The sequence below is a fragment of the Lelliottia sp. AC1 genome (assembly GCF_023278595.1).
Lineage (GTDB): Bacteria > Pseudomonadota > Gammaproteobacteria > Enterobacterales > Enterobacteriaceae > Enterobacter > Enterobacter nimipressuralis.
In genome coordinates this window covers 1,734,960-1,751,545 of the sequence record NZ_CP025699.1, presented here as the reverse complement: position 1 = coordinate 1,751,545, position 16,586 = coordinate 1,734,960, and the positions used below count along the sequence as shown (strand labels likewise).

Genomic DNA, 16,586 nt, shown 5'->3' with positions numbered 1-16,586 from the left:
CTTATCCTTTAGTTTGTAACTGACGCCAGACGTCATCTGCCAGCGCGATAAATTGTTTGTCAGCTGATTGCTGAAAGCGTAATTCAAACCACCCGGCCATCATCATCAGTACCCAGGGCCGCCAGCGCTGCACCTGCTTTTTCAGGTGATGCGCATCGATGTTCGCCGTTTTGGCGTAGACATCGATAAACTCCTGGCGGGCGTTTTCCGTCGGCATCCATATGGACGCCAGCTCAAGCCCTACGTCGCCATCACCGGCATATTCCCAGTCGATCAGCCGCTCCCCTGCCGGCGTATGCACAATGTTTCCGGCATGAACGTCCATATGCAACGGCACCAGCCGCAGGGGCTGCGGTTCGCCGCGCTGACGCAGACGTTTTAGCGTAGCCAGCCAGAACGGTGTGCGTCTGGCGGGATCGGCCCCTTGCCAGTAGGCATCGAGCAGCGGTAACAGGGTAATTCGCCAGCCCAGACGGGATTGCCGGTGCAGATAATACAGCATGCCTGCGAGGGTTTGGGTATCAGGAAGCTCGCTTTTGATCTCGCCCACAAGATACTCCACCGCCATCCAGTCGCGATGAAAGCAGTGCGGCTTTGGCACCAGATCGGCAGGCAGACGGCATAAAGCGTGGTACTGACGGCGAAAACAGAACGCGGGCCCGCTCGCACCGTGGCGCAGACGCAACACCAGACGGCGCTCGCCCTGTTCAATAATGCAACTCGCGCCGCTAAACCCGGCGTGGGTTTGCGGCGCGACAAGGCGATACTGAGGGAAGTAGCGCGAAACGATCGTTTCGCGCGTGACGTTATTGTTGTGTAACGGCACCTTTACCTGACCAGATAATCTCACCCGTTTGAACCAGCATCAGCTGCATTTGCAGGGCTGGCGTATTGACGTTGCCGGTGGCGTTGGAATAGAGCACATACTGCGCGCCAACGTTACGGGCGATACCAATCGCTTTGCTGCGCGAGCCCAGGCTGTCCTGCGGTGACAGGCCCAGTTGCTGCTTCGCAACCGACAGTTGCTGCACGGAGACCAGCGTAAACTTGCCGTTATTCGCCAGCGCATTGCGCAGGGTTTCGGTGGCTTCACCGGCATTCAGCGAACCGTTGGTGCGGTTGTTCACGCTGTCCACCAGCAGCACGCTGCCTGCGGTAACACCCTGTGCCTGCAGCATTTTGCCGACCATCGGCTGCATCGCGCCGTTCCAGTCATAGTGGCGAACGCGTGGCGCAGGCTGCGAGGTTTGATCCGGATGTTCAATCGGCCCTGGCTGTTCAGGAATGGTTGGCACGGACGGCACCGTTGGAACCGGCTCCGTCGGGGTCACTGGCTGTTCAGTGCCCGGTTTAGCCTCATCAACGGGCGCGGGTTGCTGTTCCGTACGGGTGATACATCCCGACAGGAAGAGCGCAAAAGCAGTCACGAGCGCGTAACGGCCCAAATTTTTAATCAAGGTTCACCCCTTACAAATAAAGATAAAGTCTGACCTTATGCGCACCCAGATAATTAGCGCTGCCATAAAGCGTGACCGACGAATTCGCCGGAATAACGACGCTGCGCGGCGCTTCAAGTGGATGCATCTCGAGGCCTCTTACGTCATACCAGTAAAACCGATAGTGGACGGTGACAGGCTCATGTCGTTCGTTATAGAGCGTAGAGGACGCCGACGGCTGAATTTCACTGACCGTCAGCGACGGTGCTTCTGCGGTGATGCCCGCAGCCAGTACCGACGACTCCATCACCAGCGTCTGTTCGTCGCTGACCGGGATCGCGGGACGCGAGCTACAGCCCGCCATTACCATCGCCAGGAGGAGAACAGCGATACGCCCTCTTTGCATGTTAAAGACCTTTATGCGCCAGCATCGGACCCAGCGGACGACCGCCCAGCAGATGCATGTGAATATGATAAACTTCCTGCCCACCATGACGATTGCAGTTCATGATCAGACGGTATCCGTCTTCGGCAATCCCTTCCTGCTCAGCAATTTTCGCTGCTACCGTCAGCATACGGCCTAATGCCACTTCATGCTCAGTTTTCACGTCATTAACGGTCGGAATCAGAATATTGGGGATAATAAGGATGTGTGTCGGAGCCTGAGGCGAAATGTCGCGGAAAGCAGTGACCAGTTCATCCTGATACACGATATCCGACGGGATTTCACGGCGGATAATTTTACTGAAAATGGTTTCTTCAGCCATGACGTTTTCCTTTTTGGTTTAATCTGGCGTGGCGTGACCGGCAAAGGCTGACATACGGCAATTGCCCGTGACACAACACAAGAGTATGAGCGAGTTTCTCCTGTCCTTTCAACCTTATCCCGTTATTTCTTTCTTTAACGTTCAATGGATGGTCGCTGATTGACCATTCACCCCCCGGAATGAACTGAAACATAATTTCAGTGGCAATGGTTACATCTGTTTACACGGTTAAATCAAATGCGTATATTTCGCATTTGCATTTTCATGCGCATTTTCAACATAGAAATGACCTCCGACCGTTATCGGGACTGGGGCAAAAAAATTACCATTCACTCAGAAAGGGTTTGATAATGTCTTTCATTAATCACACCAGGGATGGGCAACGTCAGTCTGTCGCAACACCTTCGTTGCTGGCAGCCTGTATTGCTATGGCATTGATGCCGACCGCAAGTTTCGCTGAAACGAATCCAGAAGATACCGTTGTCGTTGACGGGGCTGATAACGCGCAAGACCAGAATAGCGCGCAGGATAAGGATTACAGCGTCAAAACCACCACGACCGGCACCAAATTACTGCTGGTTCCGCGTGATATTCCCCAGTCGGTCAGCGTAATGAGCCAGCAGCGTATGCAGGATCAGGAGCTGAACACCATTGGCGCGGTGCTGGATAACACCGTCGGTGTGAGTGCGTCACGCATCGATACCAGCCGTACCAACTTCTATTCTCGCGGTTTCTTCATCAGCAACTTTGCCTATGAAGATATGCCCACTTTCCTCGATAACCGCTGGAATTTTGGTGATACCGCAGGCGACACGGCCATTTTCGACAAAATCGAAGTGGTGCGCGGCGCAGCCGGCCTGATGAGCGGAACGGGTAACCCCTCTGCCTACGTCAATATGGTGCGTAAACACGCCGACAGCAAAGAGTTCAAAGGCAACGTCTCCGCCACCTACGGCAGCTGGGACAAACAGCGTTACGTGATGGATCTGCAGGCGCCGCTGACGGAATCCGGCAATGTGCGCGGGCGCGTGATCGCCGGTTACGAAGACCGCGACTCCTGGGTTGAACGTAACCACTACCGTAAGAAATTTGTCTCCGGGATCCTCGACGCAGACATTACGGACTCCACCACCCTCTCCCTGGGCTATGATTACCAGGAGAGCGAAGAGGACAGCCCGACCTGGGGCGGTTTTCCGTCCATGTTCAGCGATGGCAGCAAAACCAATTTCCGTCGCGGCTTTAACACGGCGGCCGACTGGACCTACTCCAATAACGACTCTACCAAGGTCTTCGCTAACCTGACGCAGCGCTTTGATAACGGCTGGGAAGCCAAAGTTAACGCCATGCATGCGGAAACCAATTTTGACAGCAAACTGATGTACATCGACGGTTATCCGGATAAAACAACCGGCCTGTACGATGCCTCCAGCTGGTACGGCGCCTGGGGCGGCTGGAACCGGGGCGAACGTAAACAGGACTCTGTGGATGCGTTCGTGCGCGGCGGCTATGAGCTGCTGGGCCGTCAGCACGAAGTCATGTTTGGCGGCAGCTACAGCCGTCAGCGCAATAACTATGACAACTCCTATCCGGTTAACGATAACTATGGCCTGATGGATGTCGGCAGCATTTACGATTACAACGGCAAACTGGCTGATCCGAGCTGGTCCGGCTTCTCGCTCTATCAGCGTGACGTCATCCGCCAGAAATCAGTCTATGGCGCCACCCGCCTGTCACTGGCCGATCCGCTGCACCTTATCCTCGGCGCGCGTTACACCGAGTGGAGCGCGAAGTACAATCTGGAGCGTCAACCGGACGAAATCCGCAACGCGAAGTTCGATGACGTCACGCCATACGCGGGCCTGATCTATGACATCGACGATACCTGGTCGGTCTACGGGAGCTATACCTCTATCTTCCAGCCAACGGGCCAGCGCGATATCAACAGCAAGTTTATCGACCCGACCACCGGTAAGAGCTATGAAGCCGGTGTGAAAGGCGACTGGTTCAATACCCGTCTGACCGCGACGGTTGCTGTCTTCCGTATCGAGCAGGACAACGTGGCCGTTAATACTGGAACGACGATCCCAGGCTCCGGCGGCCAGTCGGCATATAAATCTGTTGATGGTACCGTCAGTAAAGGTATCGAATTTGAACTGAACGGCGCGTTAACCGATAACTGGCAGCTGACCTTCGGTGGAAGCCGTTACATTGCAGATGATGAGAATGGCGCCGCAGTAAACCCAGGCCAGCCGCGTACATCACTGAAACTGTTTACGCGCTACCAGCTGCCAATGCTGCCTGAGCTGACCGTGGGCGGTGGCGCTCGCTGGCAGAACAAAACCTGGCAGGATATCGACAACGGCCCGAACGGCGTGAAGCAGATTACTCAGGATGGCTATACCGTAGTCGATCTCTTTACCCGCTATCAGGTCACCAAAAACTTCTCGGTTCAGGGCAACCTGAACAACGTGTTTGACGAAGAGTATTATGATTACCTGGGCACTTACGGAGTCTATGGCGCACCGCGTAACTTCTCTGTGAGCGGAAGCTACAGTTTCTAAGTTCGCCGTGATTTAGCCGTGAATACGAAGGGAGCCGAAAGGCTCCCTTTTTTATCGGGATAAACGTTGGGTGGCGCTTACGCTTACCCGATCTACACATCCCATATGCCCGGTAAACGCAACGCCAGTGAGCGTAGGCTGGCCAATAAAAAAGGCAGCCATTCGGCTGCCTTAGTCTCCCCAGGTCACAACTTAGTTGCTGCGGATGTATTCATCCATTTCGGTTTTCAGGTTATCGGATTTAGTCCCGAAGATTGCCTGAACACCCGAACCTGCAACAACAACGCCCGCTGCGCCCAGTTTTTTCAGACCCTGCTGGTCAACTTTAGCCACGTCAGCAACGCTCACACGCAGACGAGTGATACACGCGTCCAGGTTAGTGATGTTTTCTTTGCCGCCGAATGCTGCAATCAGAGCAGGAGCCATTTCGCTGGTAGAGGTCGCTTTCGCATCGTCAGTAGAATCTTCACGACCTGGCGTTTTCAGGTCCAGTGCTTTGATCAGCACGCGGAAGATGGTGTAGTACGCCACTGCGTAGCACGCACCAACGATTGGGAACAGCCACAGTTTGCTGCTGTTACCGGACAGAACGATAAAGTCGATCAGACCGTGCGAGAAGGATGTACCGTCACGCATACCCAGCAGGATACAGATTGGGAATGCCAGGCCTGCCAGAATCGCGTGGATAACGTACAGGATCGGCGCAACGAACATGAAGGAGAACTCGATCGGCTCGGTGATACCGGTCAGGAACGAGGTCAGCGCTGCGGAGATCATGATACCGCCCACTTTTGCACGGTTCTCTGGTTTAGCAGAGTGCCAGATAGCAATCGCAGCAGCCGGCAGACCGTACATTTTGAACAGGAAGCCGCCAGACAGTTTGCCTGCAGTTGGGTCACCTGCCATGTAACGTGGGATATCACCGTGGAATACCTGACCTGCGGCGTTGGTGTATTCACCAATCTGCATCTGGAATGGAACGTTCCAGATGTGGTGCAGACCAAATGGTACCAGGCAGCGCTCAACGAAACCGTAGATACCGAACGCGACAACCGGGTTCTGGTATGCAGCCCACTGAGAGAAGGTCTGGATAGCCGTACCAATCGGAGGCCAGATGAAGGACAGCACAACGCCCATGAAGATCGCAGCCAGACCAGAGATGATCGGTACGAAGCGCTTGCCCGCGAAGAAGCCCAGATACTCAGGCAGCTTGATGCGATAGAAGCGGTTAAACATGTAGGCTGCAATAGCACCGGAGATGATACCGCCGAGAACACCGGTATCCGCCAGGTGTTTCGCTGCGATCTCTTCAGCAGGTAAATGCAGAACCAGTGGCGCAACCACAGCCATGGTTTTCACCATGATGCCGTAAGCAACAACCGCAGCCAGAGCAGATACACCATCGTTATTGGTGAAGCCCAGAGCGACACCGATAGCGAAGATCAGCGGCATGTTAGCAAAAACAGAACCGCCTGCTTCGGCCATCACGTGTGAAACTACGGCTGGCAGCCAGCTGAAGTTTGCAGAACCGACGCCCAGCAGGATACCTGCGATAGGCAGTACGGATACTGGCAGCATCAGCGATTTACCGACCTTTTGCAGGTTAGCAAATGCATTCTTAAACATAATTGAGAGTGCTCCTGAGTATTTGTGCTTTTTTTACGCTTTCACGCATGGGCACGGGGGGAGAACCGCGCCGTGGACAGGACATCTAAGCGCCCTTTATTTATTACACAGAGTAAAATAAATCCCTGTGACTTTGTTTGACGGCTATCACGTTTCAGCCTCAGACGATCGAAAAACTTTCAGTAATTTACAAAAAGCATTTCCAGATATGTCTAAAAACACCGTCACCGCCCTAAATAAGGCGGTGAACTTTACTCGCTTTGTTTATTAATTACGAGCCTAAAAAAAACAGGTGTTTCAAACAGATTGCAGGCGGGCGGGGGCGATGTGGAACAAATTAGCGAAGTTTTCCGTGGTGGCACGTGCCAACTCTTCGAGGCTGACGCCCTTCAGGACGGCCATGTACTCGGCCACATCTCTCGTCATTGCTGGCTGGTTCTCTTTACCGCGATGCGGCACCGGTGCCAGATAAGGAGAATCTGTTTCCACCAGAATGCGGTCGAGAGGCACATAACGCGCGGCATCACGCAGTTGTTCAGCATTACGGAACGTCACGATCCCGGAAAACGAGATATAAAACCCTAAATCAAGCAGCTTGCCCGCTGTTTCTCTGTCTTCTGTGAAACAGTGTAGTACGCCACCGCAATCCGTCACCTTTTCTTCCTGCAGGATCGCCAGCGTATCGGCGCGCGCATCGCGGGTATGGACGATAACCGGCTTGTTCAGCTCGCGTCCGATGCGGATGTGGTTGCGAAAGGACGCCTGCTGGCGGGATTTCGTTTCCGGCGTGTAAAAATAGTCCAGCCCGGTTTCGCCCATCGCGACCACGCCCTCTTCCGCTGCCATACGGCGCAGATCCTCAACGTTATACTCTTCATCCTGATTGAGCGGATGCACGCCGCAGGAAAAGGCCACGTTATCGCGCTCACCCACCAAATCGCGCATTGCGCGGTATCCCGGTAAAGTGGTGGCGACCGCCAGACAGAATTTCACATCGCGGGCGGCAGCTTTCGCCAGTACGTCGTCCACGTCTTTATGCAGTGATTGATAATCCAGGCCATCGAGATGGCAGTGTGAGTCGACTAAAAACATGATGTCTCTCTCAGAGATGGGAAGCAGGCAGCTGTGTGCCTGGTTGCAGGTAATGTTCCGTACGCAGTAACAGGTCCGTGAGTAACAGCTCGCGATTCACGCCGGTTACGGTTAAAAGTTGTTCGCGGCACACACTGACGTCGTGGAAGATCGCACGGAGTATGGCCCCCGACAGCTGATTCGCCAGCGTATTGACCAGCGGCCAAACGTCGGTATTGCTCAGAAGCTGTGCGCCTTGCTGTAATTTGAGGGCGTCCAGTAGCAGAGAAGCCAGCCAGTGCAGCCGTGCGGGCGCGTGTTCGTGGTTCAGCACGCTTAACAGACTTAGCCAGTCCCGGCTCTCCAGCGTGCCGCTCAGGGCATCGCAAAGCTGCACTCGCTGTGCCCAGGTCTCTTTTTGCAGCAGTTCGAGGGCGGCGGCAGGTGCGCCACTGCTCAGGCGCAGCGCGGTTAACGCCGCATCTTGTGACACCGTCACTTTCCGTTCAAGCCAGCTTAACGCCCATGATTCCTGGGGGGCGGCGAGGTGGTGAAGTCGGCAACGGCTGCGCAATGTGGCCAGTAATCGGCCCGGCTCACGGCAGGACATGAAGAACCAGGTGTTCACCGGTGGTTCTTCCAGCGTTTTGAGCAGCGCATTCGCGGCAGCTTCCGTCAGCAGCGCCGCATCCTTCAGCCAAACCACTTTCGCCCCGCCGAGACGGGCGTGCTCATACAGCTTTTCGCTGACTTCACGCACCGCATCGATCCCGAGTGAGCTTTTGCCCTTCTCCGGTTCCAGCGTGTAGTAGTCCGGGTGCGTCCCCGCCTGCATCAGCTGGCAGCCGCGGCATTTGCCACAGCTTTTACTGCCTTCCGGCTGCTGACACATCAGAAAACGCGTAATCGCATAAATCAGGGCGTCATCACCCATGCCGGGTAACGACTGAATCAGTAACGCATGATGCCCCCGACCGGACTGATAGCTGCTAATCAGCTGATCAAAGTGCGGACGCAGCCATGGGTACCATTTCATGCCTGCTGCTCCTGTACCCACGCAGTGACCGTTTCGCGAATCGAACGGGTGACATCCTCAAGGGATTGGGTCGCATCAATGGTACGAATCGAGCTGTCCTGCGCGGCCAGTTCGAGATAGCGTGCACGGGTGCGGTTAAAGAAATCCAGGGACTCTTGCTCAATACGATCCAGCTCACCGCGCGCGCGGGCGCGTTTCAGGCCCACGGCTGGGGTGACGTCCAGATACAACGTCAGATTGGGGCGGAAATCGCCCAGCACGGCATCGCGCAGCGTTGCAAGCATAGCTTGATCGATACCGCGCCCACCGCCCTGATAGGCCTGGGTCGAGAGATCGTGACGATCACCAATTACCCAGCGCCCTTCTGCCAGCGCCGGTTTGATTACCGTTTCGACCAGCTGCACGCGGGCGGCGTAAAACATCAGCACTTCGGCTTTATCGCAAATCACTTCGTCCCCGACGGATTTGATGTCCAGCACCAGGCTTCTCAGCTTCTCGGCAAGCACAGTCCCGCCCGGCTCGCGGGTGAAAACCATCTCCCCGATGCCCAGCTCTTTCAGTGTGTCGACCACCACGTTACGTGCGGTAGTTTTCCCGGCGCCTTCCAGCCCCTCTATGACGATGTAATTACTGCGCATTTTTTTCCTTAAGTGCCTTCAGATAGTCCTGAACAGAGCGATTATGGCTGGCAAGGTTGGTGTTAAAGGTATGCCCCCCTTTTCCGTCAGCCACAAAATAGAGATACGGTGTGTGCGCCGGATGTGCGGCGGCATCAAGTGATGCCTGGCTCGGCGTCGCGATTGGGCCTGGCGGCAAACCGCTAATCATGTAGGTATTATACGCCGTTGGCGTTTCCAGATCCTTACGGCTTATCTTCCCGGCGTAGTTCTCACCCATTCCGTAAATCACCGTCGGGTCCGTTTGCAGCCGCATGCCGATACGCAGACGATTGATAAAGACTGACGCCACCTGATCGCGCTCGCTGGCGACGGCCGTCTCTTTTTCGACAATCGAGGCCATGGTGACAAACTGGTTTTGATCTTTATACGGCAGACCTTCCGCACGCCCTTCCCACGCTTTCTCAACGGCGGTAACCATTTTTTTGTGTGCGCGCTTGAGAATGGCGACATCGGTGGTGCCTGCGGTATACATCCAGGTATCAGGCCAGAACCAGCCTTCCACCCACTCGGGATGTTCGAGCTTCAGCACCTCGGCGACGGTCGCGTACTGGTCATCTTTTAGCGTATGACTGATGTAGGGCGCGTCGCGCAGCTGTTTGAGGTAGTCGCTCAGGCGCATGCCTTCGACGAATCGCAGCGGGAATTGCGCCTCTTTGCCGCTTTCCAGCAGTTCAAGCATTTCACGTACCGTCATGCCCGGCGTAAAGCGGTAGGTCCCGGCTTTAAAATGCGAAAGCTCCGGCTCAAGACGCAGCAGCCACTGGAATACTCGTGGGCGGTTAATGATTTTATCGCCATAAAGCTGATCGCCCAGCGCCAGGCGCCCGGTACCCGCTTTCAGCGTGAATATGGTCTCTTCTTTAATCAGAATGTGACTGTTCGCCATCTGACGAACTTTCCAGACTCCCACGCCGCCAGCAATAGCCATTACGACGATAAGGAGGAGGACAAAGCGCAACATTTTTTTCATGACTATCTTGTTTGCTCACACAGTGGGGCTAAAAACGAGTACAACTCACGCGACGACCATTGCTTCTGGGCATAAGCTCGAACCGGCACGACGGGCATTAACGCATTGCAGATGACGACCTCATCGGCATCCCGCAGTGCCTCTTCGCCTGCGTGAACTTCGACAACGCGAAAACCGGAGTGTGCCAGATGCTGCAAACAAAACTGTCGCATGATGCCATTCACACCGGCCTGATCCATCTTTGGCGTGAATACGTCATTACCCTGTCGCCACAGTAAATTGGCCGCACAGCATTCCGTAATGAGACCTTCGCTGTCAAGAACCAGCGCCTCATCGGCGTCTGACTGTTCAAGATGAGCGCGAATCAGCACCTGCTCAAGTCGGTTGAGATGTTTTATCCCTGCAAGCGAGGGGTTACGGCCCAGGCGAACCGGGCTGAGCGCCATGCTGATGCCGTCGCAACGCCATATGTCGTAGTGGGTGGGATACGCTGAAACAGAGAGGATTCGAGTGGGGTTCAGGCAACTTGCCCCGCTATAGCCGCGCCCGCCCGCCCCCCGGCTGATAATCACTTTTAGCACGCTGCGAGGGTTGCCTTTAGCCAGGTCGATCATTTCACGCTGAAGCTCTGCCCAGTGAGTAAACGGGATCAGCAACTTTTCGCAGGCCATTTGCAGACGCTGAAGATGTGCGGCAAGCAGACAGACCTCGCCTTCAACAATGCGTGCCGTAGTGAAGCAGCCGTCGCCAAACTGGGTCGCCCTGTCGCTCGCGGGAAGATAATCCTGCTGCTGGCCATTGATTAAGAACATGGAGGCTCCTTTTTCGTGACCCGATAGTTTGGCAGGATGAATAATGTAGGACAAGGGAAGAAAACCGAATAAAAAAGGCCCGACAAGCGGACCTTTTCATTTATCGCAACCGGGCAGCGGAACTTAGATCTTTTTGAAGATCAGAGAACCGTTGGTGCCACCGAAGCCGAAGGAGTTACACAGCGTGTACTCCAGACCGCTCACCTGGCGCGCTTCGTGTGGAACGAAGTCCAGATCGCAACCGTCATCCGGGTTATCCAGGTTGATGGTTGGCGGAACAGCCTGATCGCGCAGGGCCAGGATGGAGTAGATGGACTCTACTGCACCTGCAGCACCCAGCAGGTGACCGGTCATGGATTTGGTGGAACTGACCATAATACGGCTGGCAGCATCACCAAATACAGACTTAACGGCCTGAGCTTCTGCTTTATCGCCTGCAGGCGTCGAGGTGCCGTGGGCGTTAACATAGCCAATCTGGCCCGGCTCGAGACCTGCGTCGCGAATCGCGTTCACCATCGCCAGTGCCGCACCCGCGCCATCTTCCGGCGGAGAGGTCATGTGATAGGCATCGCTGCTCATGCCGAAACCAACGATTTCTGCATAGATTTTCGCGCCACGCTTTTTCGCGTGTTCGTACTCTTCAAGTACGATCATGCCAGCACCATCGCCCAGAACAAAACCATCACGGTCTTTGTCCCACGGACGGCTCGCAGCCTGAGGATTGTCGTTACGGGTAGACAGCGCGCGCGCCGCACCGAAACCACCAACGCCCAGCGGAGTACTGGCTTTTTCAGCACCACCGGCAACCATAGCGTCTGCATCACCATAAGCAATGATACGCGCGGCCTGACCGATGTTATGCACACCAGACGTACAGGCAGTTGCGATAGAAATGCTTGGGCCACGGAGGCCAAACATGATGGTCAAGTGACCAGCCACCATGTTAACAATCGTGGACGGAACGAAGAATGGGCTGATCTTACGCGGGCCACCATTCACCAGAGAGGTGTGGTTTTCCTCGATCAAGCCAAGGCCGCCAATCCCGGAGCCAATAGCGGCGCCAATGCGGGTTGCGTTCTCTTCCGTAATCTCAAGGCCAGAATCCTGCATGGCCTGAACGCCAGCGACAATTCCATATTGAATGAAGGCATCCATCTTGCGCTGTTCTTTGCGCGAGATGATCTCTTCACAGTTAAAATCCTTTACTAAGCCAGCAAATTTCGTTGCATAGGCGCTAGTATCGAAATGGTCGATTAGGCTGATGCCGCTCTGACCGGCAAGGAGAGCTTTCCAGGTGGACTCTACGGTATTGCCGACAGGAGACAACATGCCAAGTCCGGTCACAACTACACGACGCTTAGACACGTTTGTCCTCCAGGGAGGGATAAAAAAAAGGATTCGTGGGACTAAAAAAGATAAAACTCAGGCGGTCGAATGACCGCCTGGAGATGTTCACTTACGCCTGGTGACCGTTGATGTAATCAATGGCAGCCTGAACGGTGGTGATTTTCTCAGCTTCTTCGTCCGGAATCTCAGTATCAAACTCTTCTTCCAGAGCCATTACCAGCTCAACGGTGTCAAGAGAATCTGCGCCCAGGTCTTCAACGAAGGATGCGGAGTTCACAACTTCTTCCTGCTTAACGCCCAGCTGCTCGCCGATAATTTTCTTAACGCGTTCTTCGATAGTGCTCATACTCTTAAATTTCCTATCAAAACTCGCTTTCGCGATGGTTTTCGTAGTGTATAAAATGTTGAAAAATTTGCAACTAAATCCCGGCAGGTCTTACCACGATTTTACGTTATTTTGAGGCCATTCGCCCTAATAACGCAAATATTTTCGATCGTGGTTAAACCATGTACATCCCGCCGTTGACGTGGAGAGTCTCACCAGTGATGTAACTCGCTTCGTCAGAGGCTAAAAATGCAACCGCGCTGGCGATTTCCTGAGCGCCACCGAGGCGACCCGCAGGAACCTGCGCCAGAATACCCGCACGCTGATCGTCAGATAGCGCACGCGTCATGTCCGTTTCAATAAAGCCCGGAGCAACAACGTTTACAGTAATCCCGCGTGACGCGATTTCGCGCGCCAGCGATTTACTGAACCCAATCAGACCCGCTTTCGCCGCAGCATAGTTGGCCTGACCAGCATTTCCCATGGTACCAACCACAGAACCGATAGTGATAATACGGCCATGACGCTTTTTCATCATAGCTCGCATTACCGCTTTTGACAGACGGAATACAGATGACAGGTTGGTTTCGATGATATCGTCCCACTCGTCGTCTTTCATTCGCATCAGTAAGTTGTCGCGAGTGATACCGGCATTATTTACCAGAATATCCACTTCGCCAAACTCTGCGCGAATATTTTCCAGAACAGATTCGATAGATGCAGCATCGGTCACATTCAGCATCAGACCTTTACCGTTCGCACCTAAATAGTCGCTAATCGCCTGAGCGCCCTTCTCACTGGTCGCAGTACCAATGACTTTCGCGCCACGCGCGACCAGGGTCTCAGCAATTGCACGTCCGATACCGCGGCTTGCGCCCGTTACCAGCGCGATTTTTCCTTCAAAACTCATGGTAATCCTCTTTTATTGCGCGAGTGCCGCTGACAGGGCATCTGGCTCATTAAGAGCCGATGCCGTCAGGGTATCAACAATACGTTTGGTCAGACCGGTCAGGACTTTACCCGGGCCTGCTTCATACAGGTGCTCAACGCCCTGCGCAGCCATAAACTCAACGGTTTTGGTCCATTGCACTGGGCTGTAAAGCTGACGAACCAGCGCATCGCGAATCGCTTCCGGCGCCGTTTCGCATTTCACATCAACGTTGTTCACAACCGGAACCGTTGGTGCGTTAAAAGTGATCTTTTGCAGCTCAGCCGCCAGTTTTTCAGCAGCCGGTTTCATCAGTGCACAGTGAGACGGGACGCTCACCGGCAGTGGCAGTGCGCGCTTCGCGCCCGCCGCTTTACAGGCTGCGCCTGCACGCTCAACGGCTTCTTTGTTGCCCGCAATGACAACCTGGCCCGGTGAGTTGAAGTTCACCGGTGAAACGACCTGCCCTTCGGCTGATTCTTCGCAGGCTTTGGCAATCGAAGCATCATCCAGACCAATAATGGCGGACATCGCACCAGTCCCTTCCGGAACCGCTTCCTGCATGAATTTGCCACGCATTTCGACCAGACGCACGGCATCGGCAAAACCAATGACGCCCGCACATACCAGTGCAGAATATTCACCCAGGCTATGACCTGCCAGCATCGCAGGCGCTTTACCGCCCTGCTGCTGCCAGACACGCCACAACGCAACGGATGCGGTAAGCAATGCAGGCTGCGTCTGCCAGGTTTTATTCAGCTCTTCCGCCGGACCCTGCTGAGTCAGCGCCCAGAGATCGTAGCCCAGAGCGTCTGATGCTTCACGGAAAGTCGCTTCAATAATCGGGTACTGTGCCGCTAATTCAGACAACATCCCAACCGACTGAGAACCCTGACCCGGGAACACAAAAGCAAATTGCGTCATTTTTAATCCTTAATTAGAAACGAACCAGCGCGGAGCCCCAGGTGAAACCGCCACCAAAGGCTTCAAGCAAGACCAGTTGGCCTCGTTTAATTCGTCCATCGCGTACCGCTTCGTCAAACGCGCAGGGTACCGACGCCGCAGAGGTGTTGCCATGACGATCGAGGGTCACAACAACGTTATCCATGGACATGCCCAGCTTTTTGGCCGTGGCGCTGATAATACGCAGGTTCGCCTGATGCGGCACCAGCCAGTCCAGCGCAGAGCGCTCCAGATTGTTCGCTTCCAGCGTCTCATCGACGATGTGCGCCAGTTCCGTGACCGCAACCTTGAACACTTCATTGCCTGCCATGGTCAGGTAAATGGAGCTGTCCGGGTTCACGCGATCGGCGTTAGGCAGCGTCAGCAGCTCGCCATAGCGACCATCGGCATGCAAATGCGTCGAGATAATGCCCGGCTCTTCTGATTGACCTAACAGTACAGCGCCCGCACCATCACCAAAAATAATGATCGTTCCGCGATCTTCCGGGTTGCAGGTACGTGCCAGCACGTCTGCACCAATCACCAGCGCATATTTCACCGCGCCAGACTTCACGTACTGATCGGCAACGCTCAGCGCATAGGTAAAACCTGCGCAGGCAGCTGCTACGTCAAACGCCGGGCAGCCTTTAATGCCGAGCTTAGCCTGAATCTCACAGGCTGCGCTTGGGAAGGCGTTAGGTGCGGATGTAGTCGCGACCACGATCAGACCGATCTCGTCTTTATCAATACCTGCCATTTCCAGCGCGCGAAGGCCCGCTTCATAGCCCATCGTGGTTACTGTTTCATCTGGACCGGCGATACGGCGTTCACGAATACCTGTGCGGGTGACAATCCACTCGTCAGACGTATCGACCATTTTTTCCAGATCGGCGTTGGTTCGCACTTGTTCAGGCAGAAAACTGCCGGTACCTAAAATCTTCGTATACATGTACGCTCAGTCACTTTTAGCTAATACAGATTCCAGGCGAGCGGCAATCCGCTGAGGGACTTGTCGCTGCACCGCCTGCACTGCCTGTTCAATCGCGACGGTAAAGGCTCGCTGATTGGCCGCACCATGACTCTTAATCACCGTGCCGCGCAATCCTAACAGACAGGCGCCATTATACTGGTCGGGGTTGAGGTGACTGAATCGCCGCGCCAGGCTTTTTTGTAACCAACGCTTTAATAAAATCAGCCACCAGGACCTTTTTTTGCCTTCGCCCTGCGATTTGAGCAGGGAAAGGAACATTCGAACCACCCCTTCCATCGTCTTTAACGTTACGTTGCCGGTAAACCCGTCACACACCAGAACATCGGTCTTTCCGGTCAATAATTCATTAGCTTCAAGATAGCCAATATAGTTGATTGACGGCATGGATTTTAGCAATTCTGCGGCATCACGGATGCTATCAAGACCCTTGGTCTCTTCTTCACCGATATTCAGCAACGCAACGCGGGGATTCACAATTCCCACAACTTCTTCTGCCAGCACCGAGCCCATAATGGCAAACTGGGCCAGCATCGTACTATCGCAATCGACGTTAGCGCCCAGATCGAGCACCACCGTTTTGCCCTTCTGCTGATGCGGCAACACCGTCACCAGCGCAGGACGCTCAATCCCCTCAATGGGCTTGAGCATTAATTTCGCCAGTCCCATCAGCGCACCGGTATTTCCGGCGCTGATGCAGGCCTCAGCCCGCCCTTCTTTTACCAGTTCCAGCGCAATCCGCATTGAGCTTCCGCGGCTATTGCGGATCGCATGCGAAGGCCGGGCATCACTGGCAATAACTGACTGCGCAGGGATAATCTGCAGACGTGAACGTTGTTCAAAGTCAGCTTTTGCAAGTAATGGCGTGATGGTGTCGGGATTGCCGACTAAAAGAAGTGTGAGTTGCGAATTAGAATTCAGTGCCTGCAATGCTGCAGGCACTGTCACGGAAGGCCCGAAATCTCCTCCCATGACATCTAACGCCAGGGTTAGACGTGTCAAGGTATCTTCGCTGCCCGGTTCGGTGTATCCCCCGCTTTCGCGGGGAATGCCTCACTAAGCTTCATCACGTTTACTCTTCGTCTTTCACGATGCAG

At 54.5% G+C, this 16,586-nt stretch carries 17 protein-coding genes; 1 reads left to right on the top strand and 16 read right to left on the bottom strand.

What is annotated here, in order from left to right:
• Position 1: 1 nt before the first annotated feature.
• The 4 genes from thiK to hinT are packed head-to-tail and all read right to left on the bottom strand — an operon-like array spanning position 2 to position 2,203.
• Complete coding sequence (thiK, locus tag C0560_RS08165; RefSeq protein WP_248859959.1) at positions 2-826, bottom strand: thiamine kinase; 825 nt, start codon at positions 824-826, stop codon at positions 2-4.
• The gene (gene lpoB / locus C0560_RS08160) at positions 807-1,457 is read right to left on the bottom strand and encodes a penicillin-binding protein activator LpoB (RefSeq protein WP_100780574.1); all 651 of its coding nucleotides are present in this window, start codon (positions 1,455-1,457) and stop codon (positions 807-809) included. The genes thiK and lpoB overlap by 20 nt, the downstream gene beginning before the upstream one ends.
• 10 nt (positions 1,458-1,467) lie before the next feature.
• Entirely contained in the window at positions 1,468-1,842 is a 375-nt protein-coding gene (locus C0560_RS08155; RefSeq protein ID WP_100780575.1) for a YcfL family protein, read from the bottom strand.
• Between the two features lies 1 nt (position 1,843).
• Positions 1,844-2,203 (bottom strand): purine nucleoside phosphoramidase, encoded by a 360-nt coding sequence (hinT, locus tag C0560_RS08150; RefSeq protein ID WP_006809243.1) that lies wholly within the window; start codon positions 2,201-2,203, stop codon positions 1,844-1,846.
• 350 nt (positions 2,204-2,553) lie between these two features.
• On the opposite strand from hinT, the gene fhuE reads away from it, so the two are divergent.
• Positions 2,554-4,764, top strand: coding sequence for a ferric-rhodotorulic acid/ferric-coprogen receptor FhuE (fhuE, locus tag C0560_RS08145; protein ID WP_181827615.1), 2,211 nt, complete (start codon positions 2,554-2,556; stop codon positions 4,762-4,764).
• Between the two features lie 192 nt (positions 4,765-4,956).
• Here fhuE and ptsG read toward each other — a convergent pair whose 3' ends face one another.
• From ptsG to plsX, 12 genes are all read right to left on the bottom strand, one after another.
• The gene (gene ptsG / locus C0560_RS08140) at positions 4,957-6,390 is read right to left on the bottom strand and encodes a PTS glucose transporter subunit IIBC (protein ID WP_100780577.1); all 1,434 of its coding nucleotides are present in this window, start codon (positions 6,388-6,390) and stop codon (positions 4,957-4,959) included.
• Between the two features lie 297 nt (positions 6,391-6,687).
• Positions 6,688-7,482: a metal-dependent hydrolase gene (locus tag C0560_RS08135; RefSeq protein ID WP_100780578.1), complete on the bottom strand. Its 795-nt coding sequence runs from the start codon at positions 7,480-7,482 to the stop codon at positions 6,688-6,690.
• Positions 7,483-7,492: 10 nt separating this feature from the next.
• A complete protein-coding gene (holB, locus tag C0560_RS08130) occupies positions 7,493-8,497 on the bottom strand; it encodes a DNA polymerase III subunit delta' (RefSeq protein WP_248859958.1) in 1,005 nt (334 codons plus the stop codon).
• On the bottom strand, positions 8,494-9,135 hold the full coding sequence (gene tmk / locus C0560_RS08125; protein ID WP_100780580.1) for a dTMP kinase: 642 nt from the start codon (positions 9,133-9,135) through the stop codon (positions 8,494-8,496). Before tmk ends, holB begins: the two co-directional genes overlap by 4 nt.
• On the bottom strand, positions 9,125-10,147 hold the full coding sequence (gene yceG, locus C0560_RS08120; RefSeq protein WP_248859957.1) for a cell division protein YceG: 1,023 nt from the start codon (positions 10,145-10,147) through the stop codon (positions 9,125-9,127). The genes tmk and yceG overlap by 11 nt, the downstream gene beginning before the upstream one ends.
• 2 nt (positions 10,148-10,149) lie before the next feature.
• Positions 10,150-10,959, bottom strand: a complete 810-nt coding sequence (gene pabC / locus C0560_RS08115) for an aminodeoxychorismate lyase (RefSeq protein WP_248859956.1) — start codon at positions 10,957-10,959, stop codon at positions 10,150-10,152.
• A gap of 123 nt (positions 10,960-11,082) precedes the next feature.
• Complete coding sequence (gene fabF, locus C0560_RS08110; protein ID WP_100780583.1) at positions 11,083-12,324, bottom strand: beta-ketoacyl-ACP synthase II; 1,242 nt, start codon at positions 12,322-12,324, stop codon at positions 11,083-11,085.
• Positions 12,325-12,415: 91 nt separating this feature from the next.
• A complete protein-coding gene (gene acpP, locus C0560_RS08105) occupies positions 12,416-12,652 on the bottom strand; it encodes an acyl carrier protein (RefSeq protein ID WP_003857954.1) in 237 nt (78 codons plus the stop codon).
• Positions 12,653-12,806: 154 nt separating this feature from the next.
• Positions 12,807-13,541, bottom strand: coding sequence for a 3-oxoacyl-ACP reductase FabG (gene fabG, locus C0560_RS08100; protein ID WP_100780584.1), 735 nt, complete (start codon positions 13,539-13,541; stop codon positions 12,807-12,809).
• Positions 13,542-13,553: 12 nt separating this feature from the next.
• Positions 13,554-14,483, bottom strand: a complete 930-nt coding sequence (gene fabD / locus C0560_RS08095) for an ACP S-malonyltransferase (RefSeq protein WP_248859955.1) — start codon at positions 14,481-14,483, stop codon at positions 13,554-13,556.
• A 13-nt stretch (positions 14,484-14,496) separates the two neighbouring features.
• Positions 14,497-15,450 (bottom strand): beta-ketoacyl-ACP synthase III, encoded by a 954-nt coding sequence (locus C0560_RS08090; protein ID WP_102105540.1) that lies wholly within the window; start codon positions 15,448-15,450, stop codon positions 14,497-14,499.
• A gap of 6 nt (positions 15,451-15,456) precedes the next feature.
• Entirely contained in the window at positions 15,457-16,491 is a 1,035-nt protein-coding gene (gene plsX, locus C0560_RS08085; RefSeq protein WP_220186777.1) for a phosphate acyltransferase PlsX, read from the bottom strand.
• Positions 16,492-16,586 lie beyond the last annotated feature (95 nt).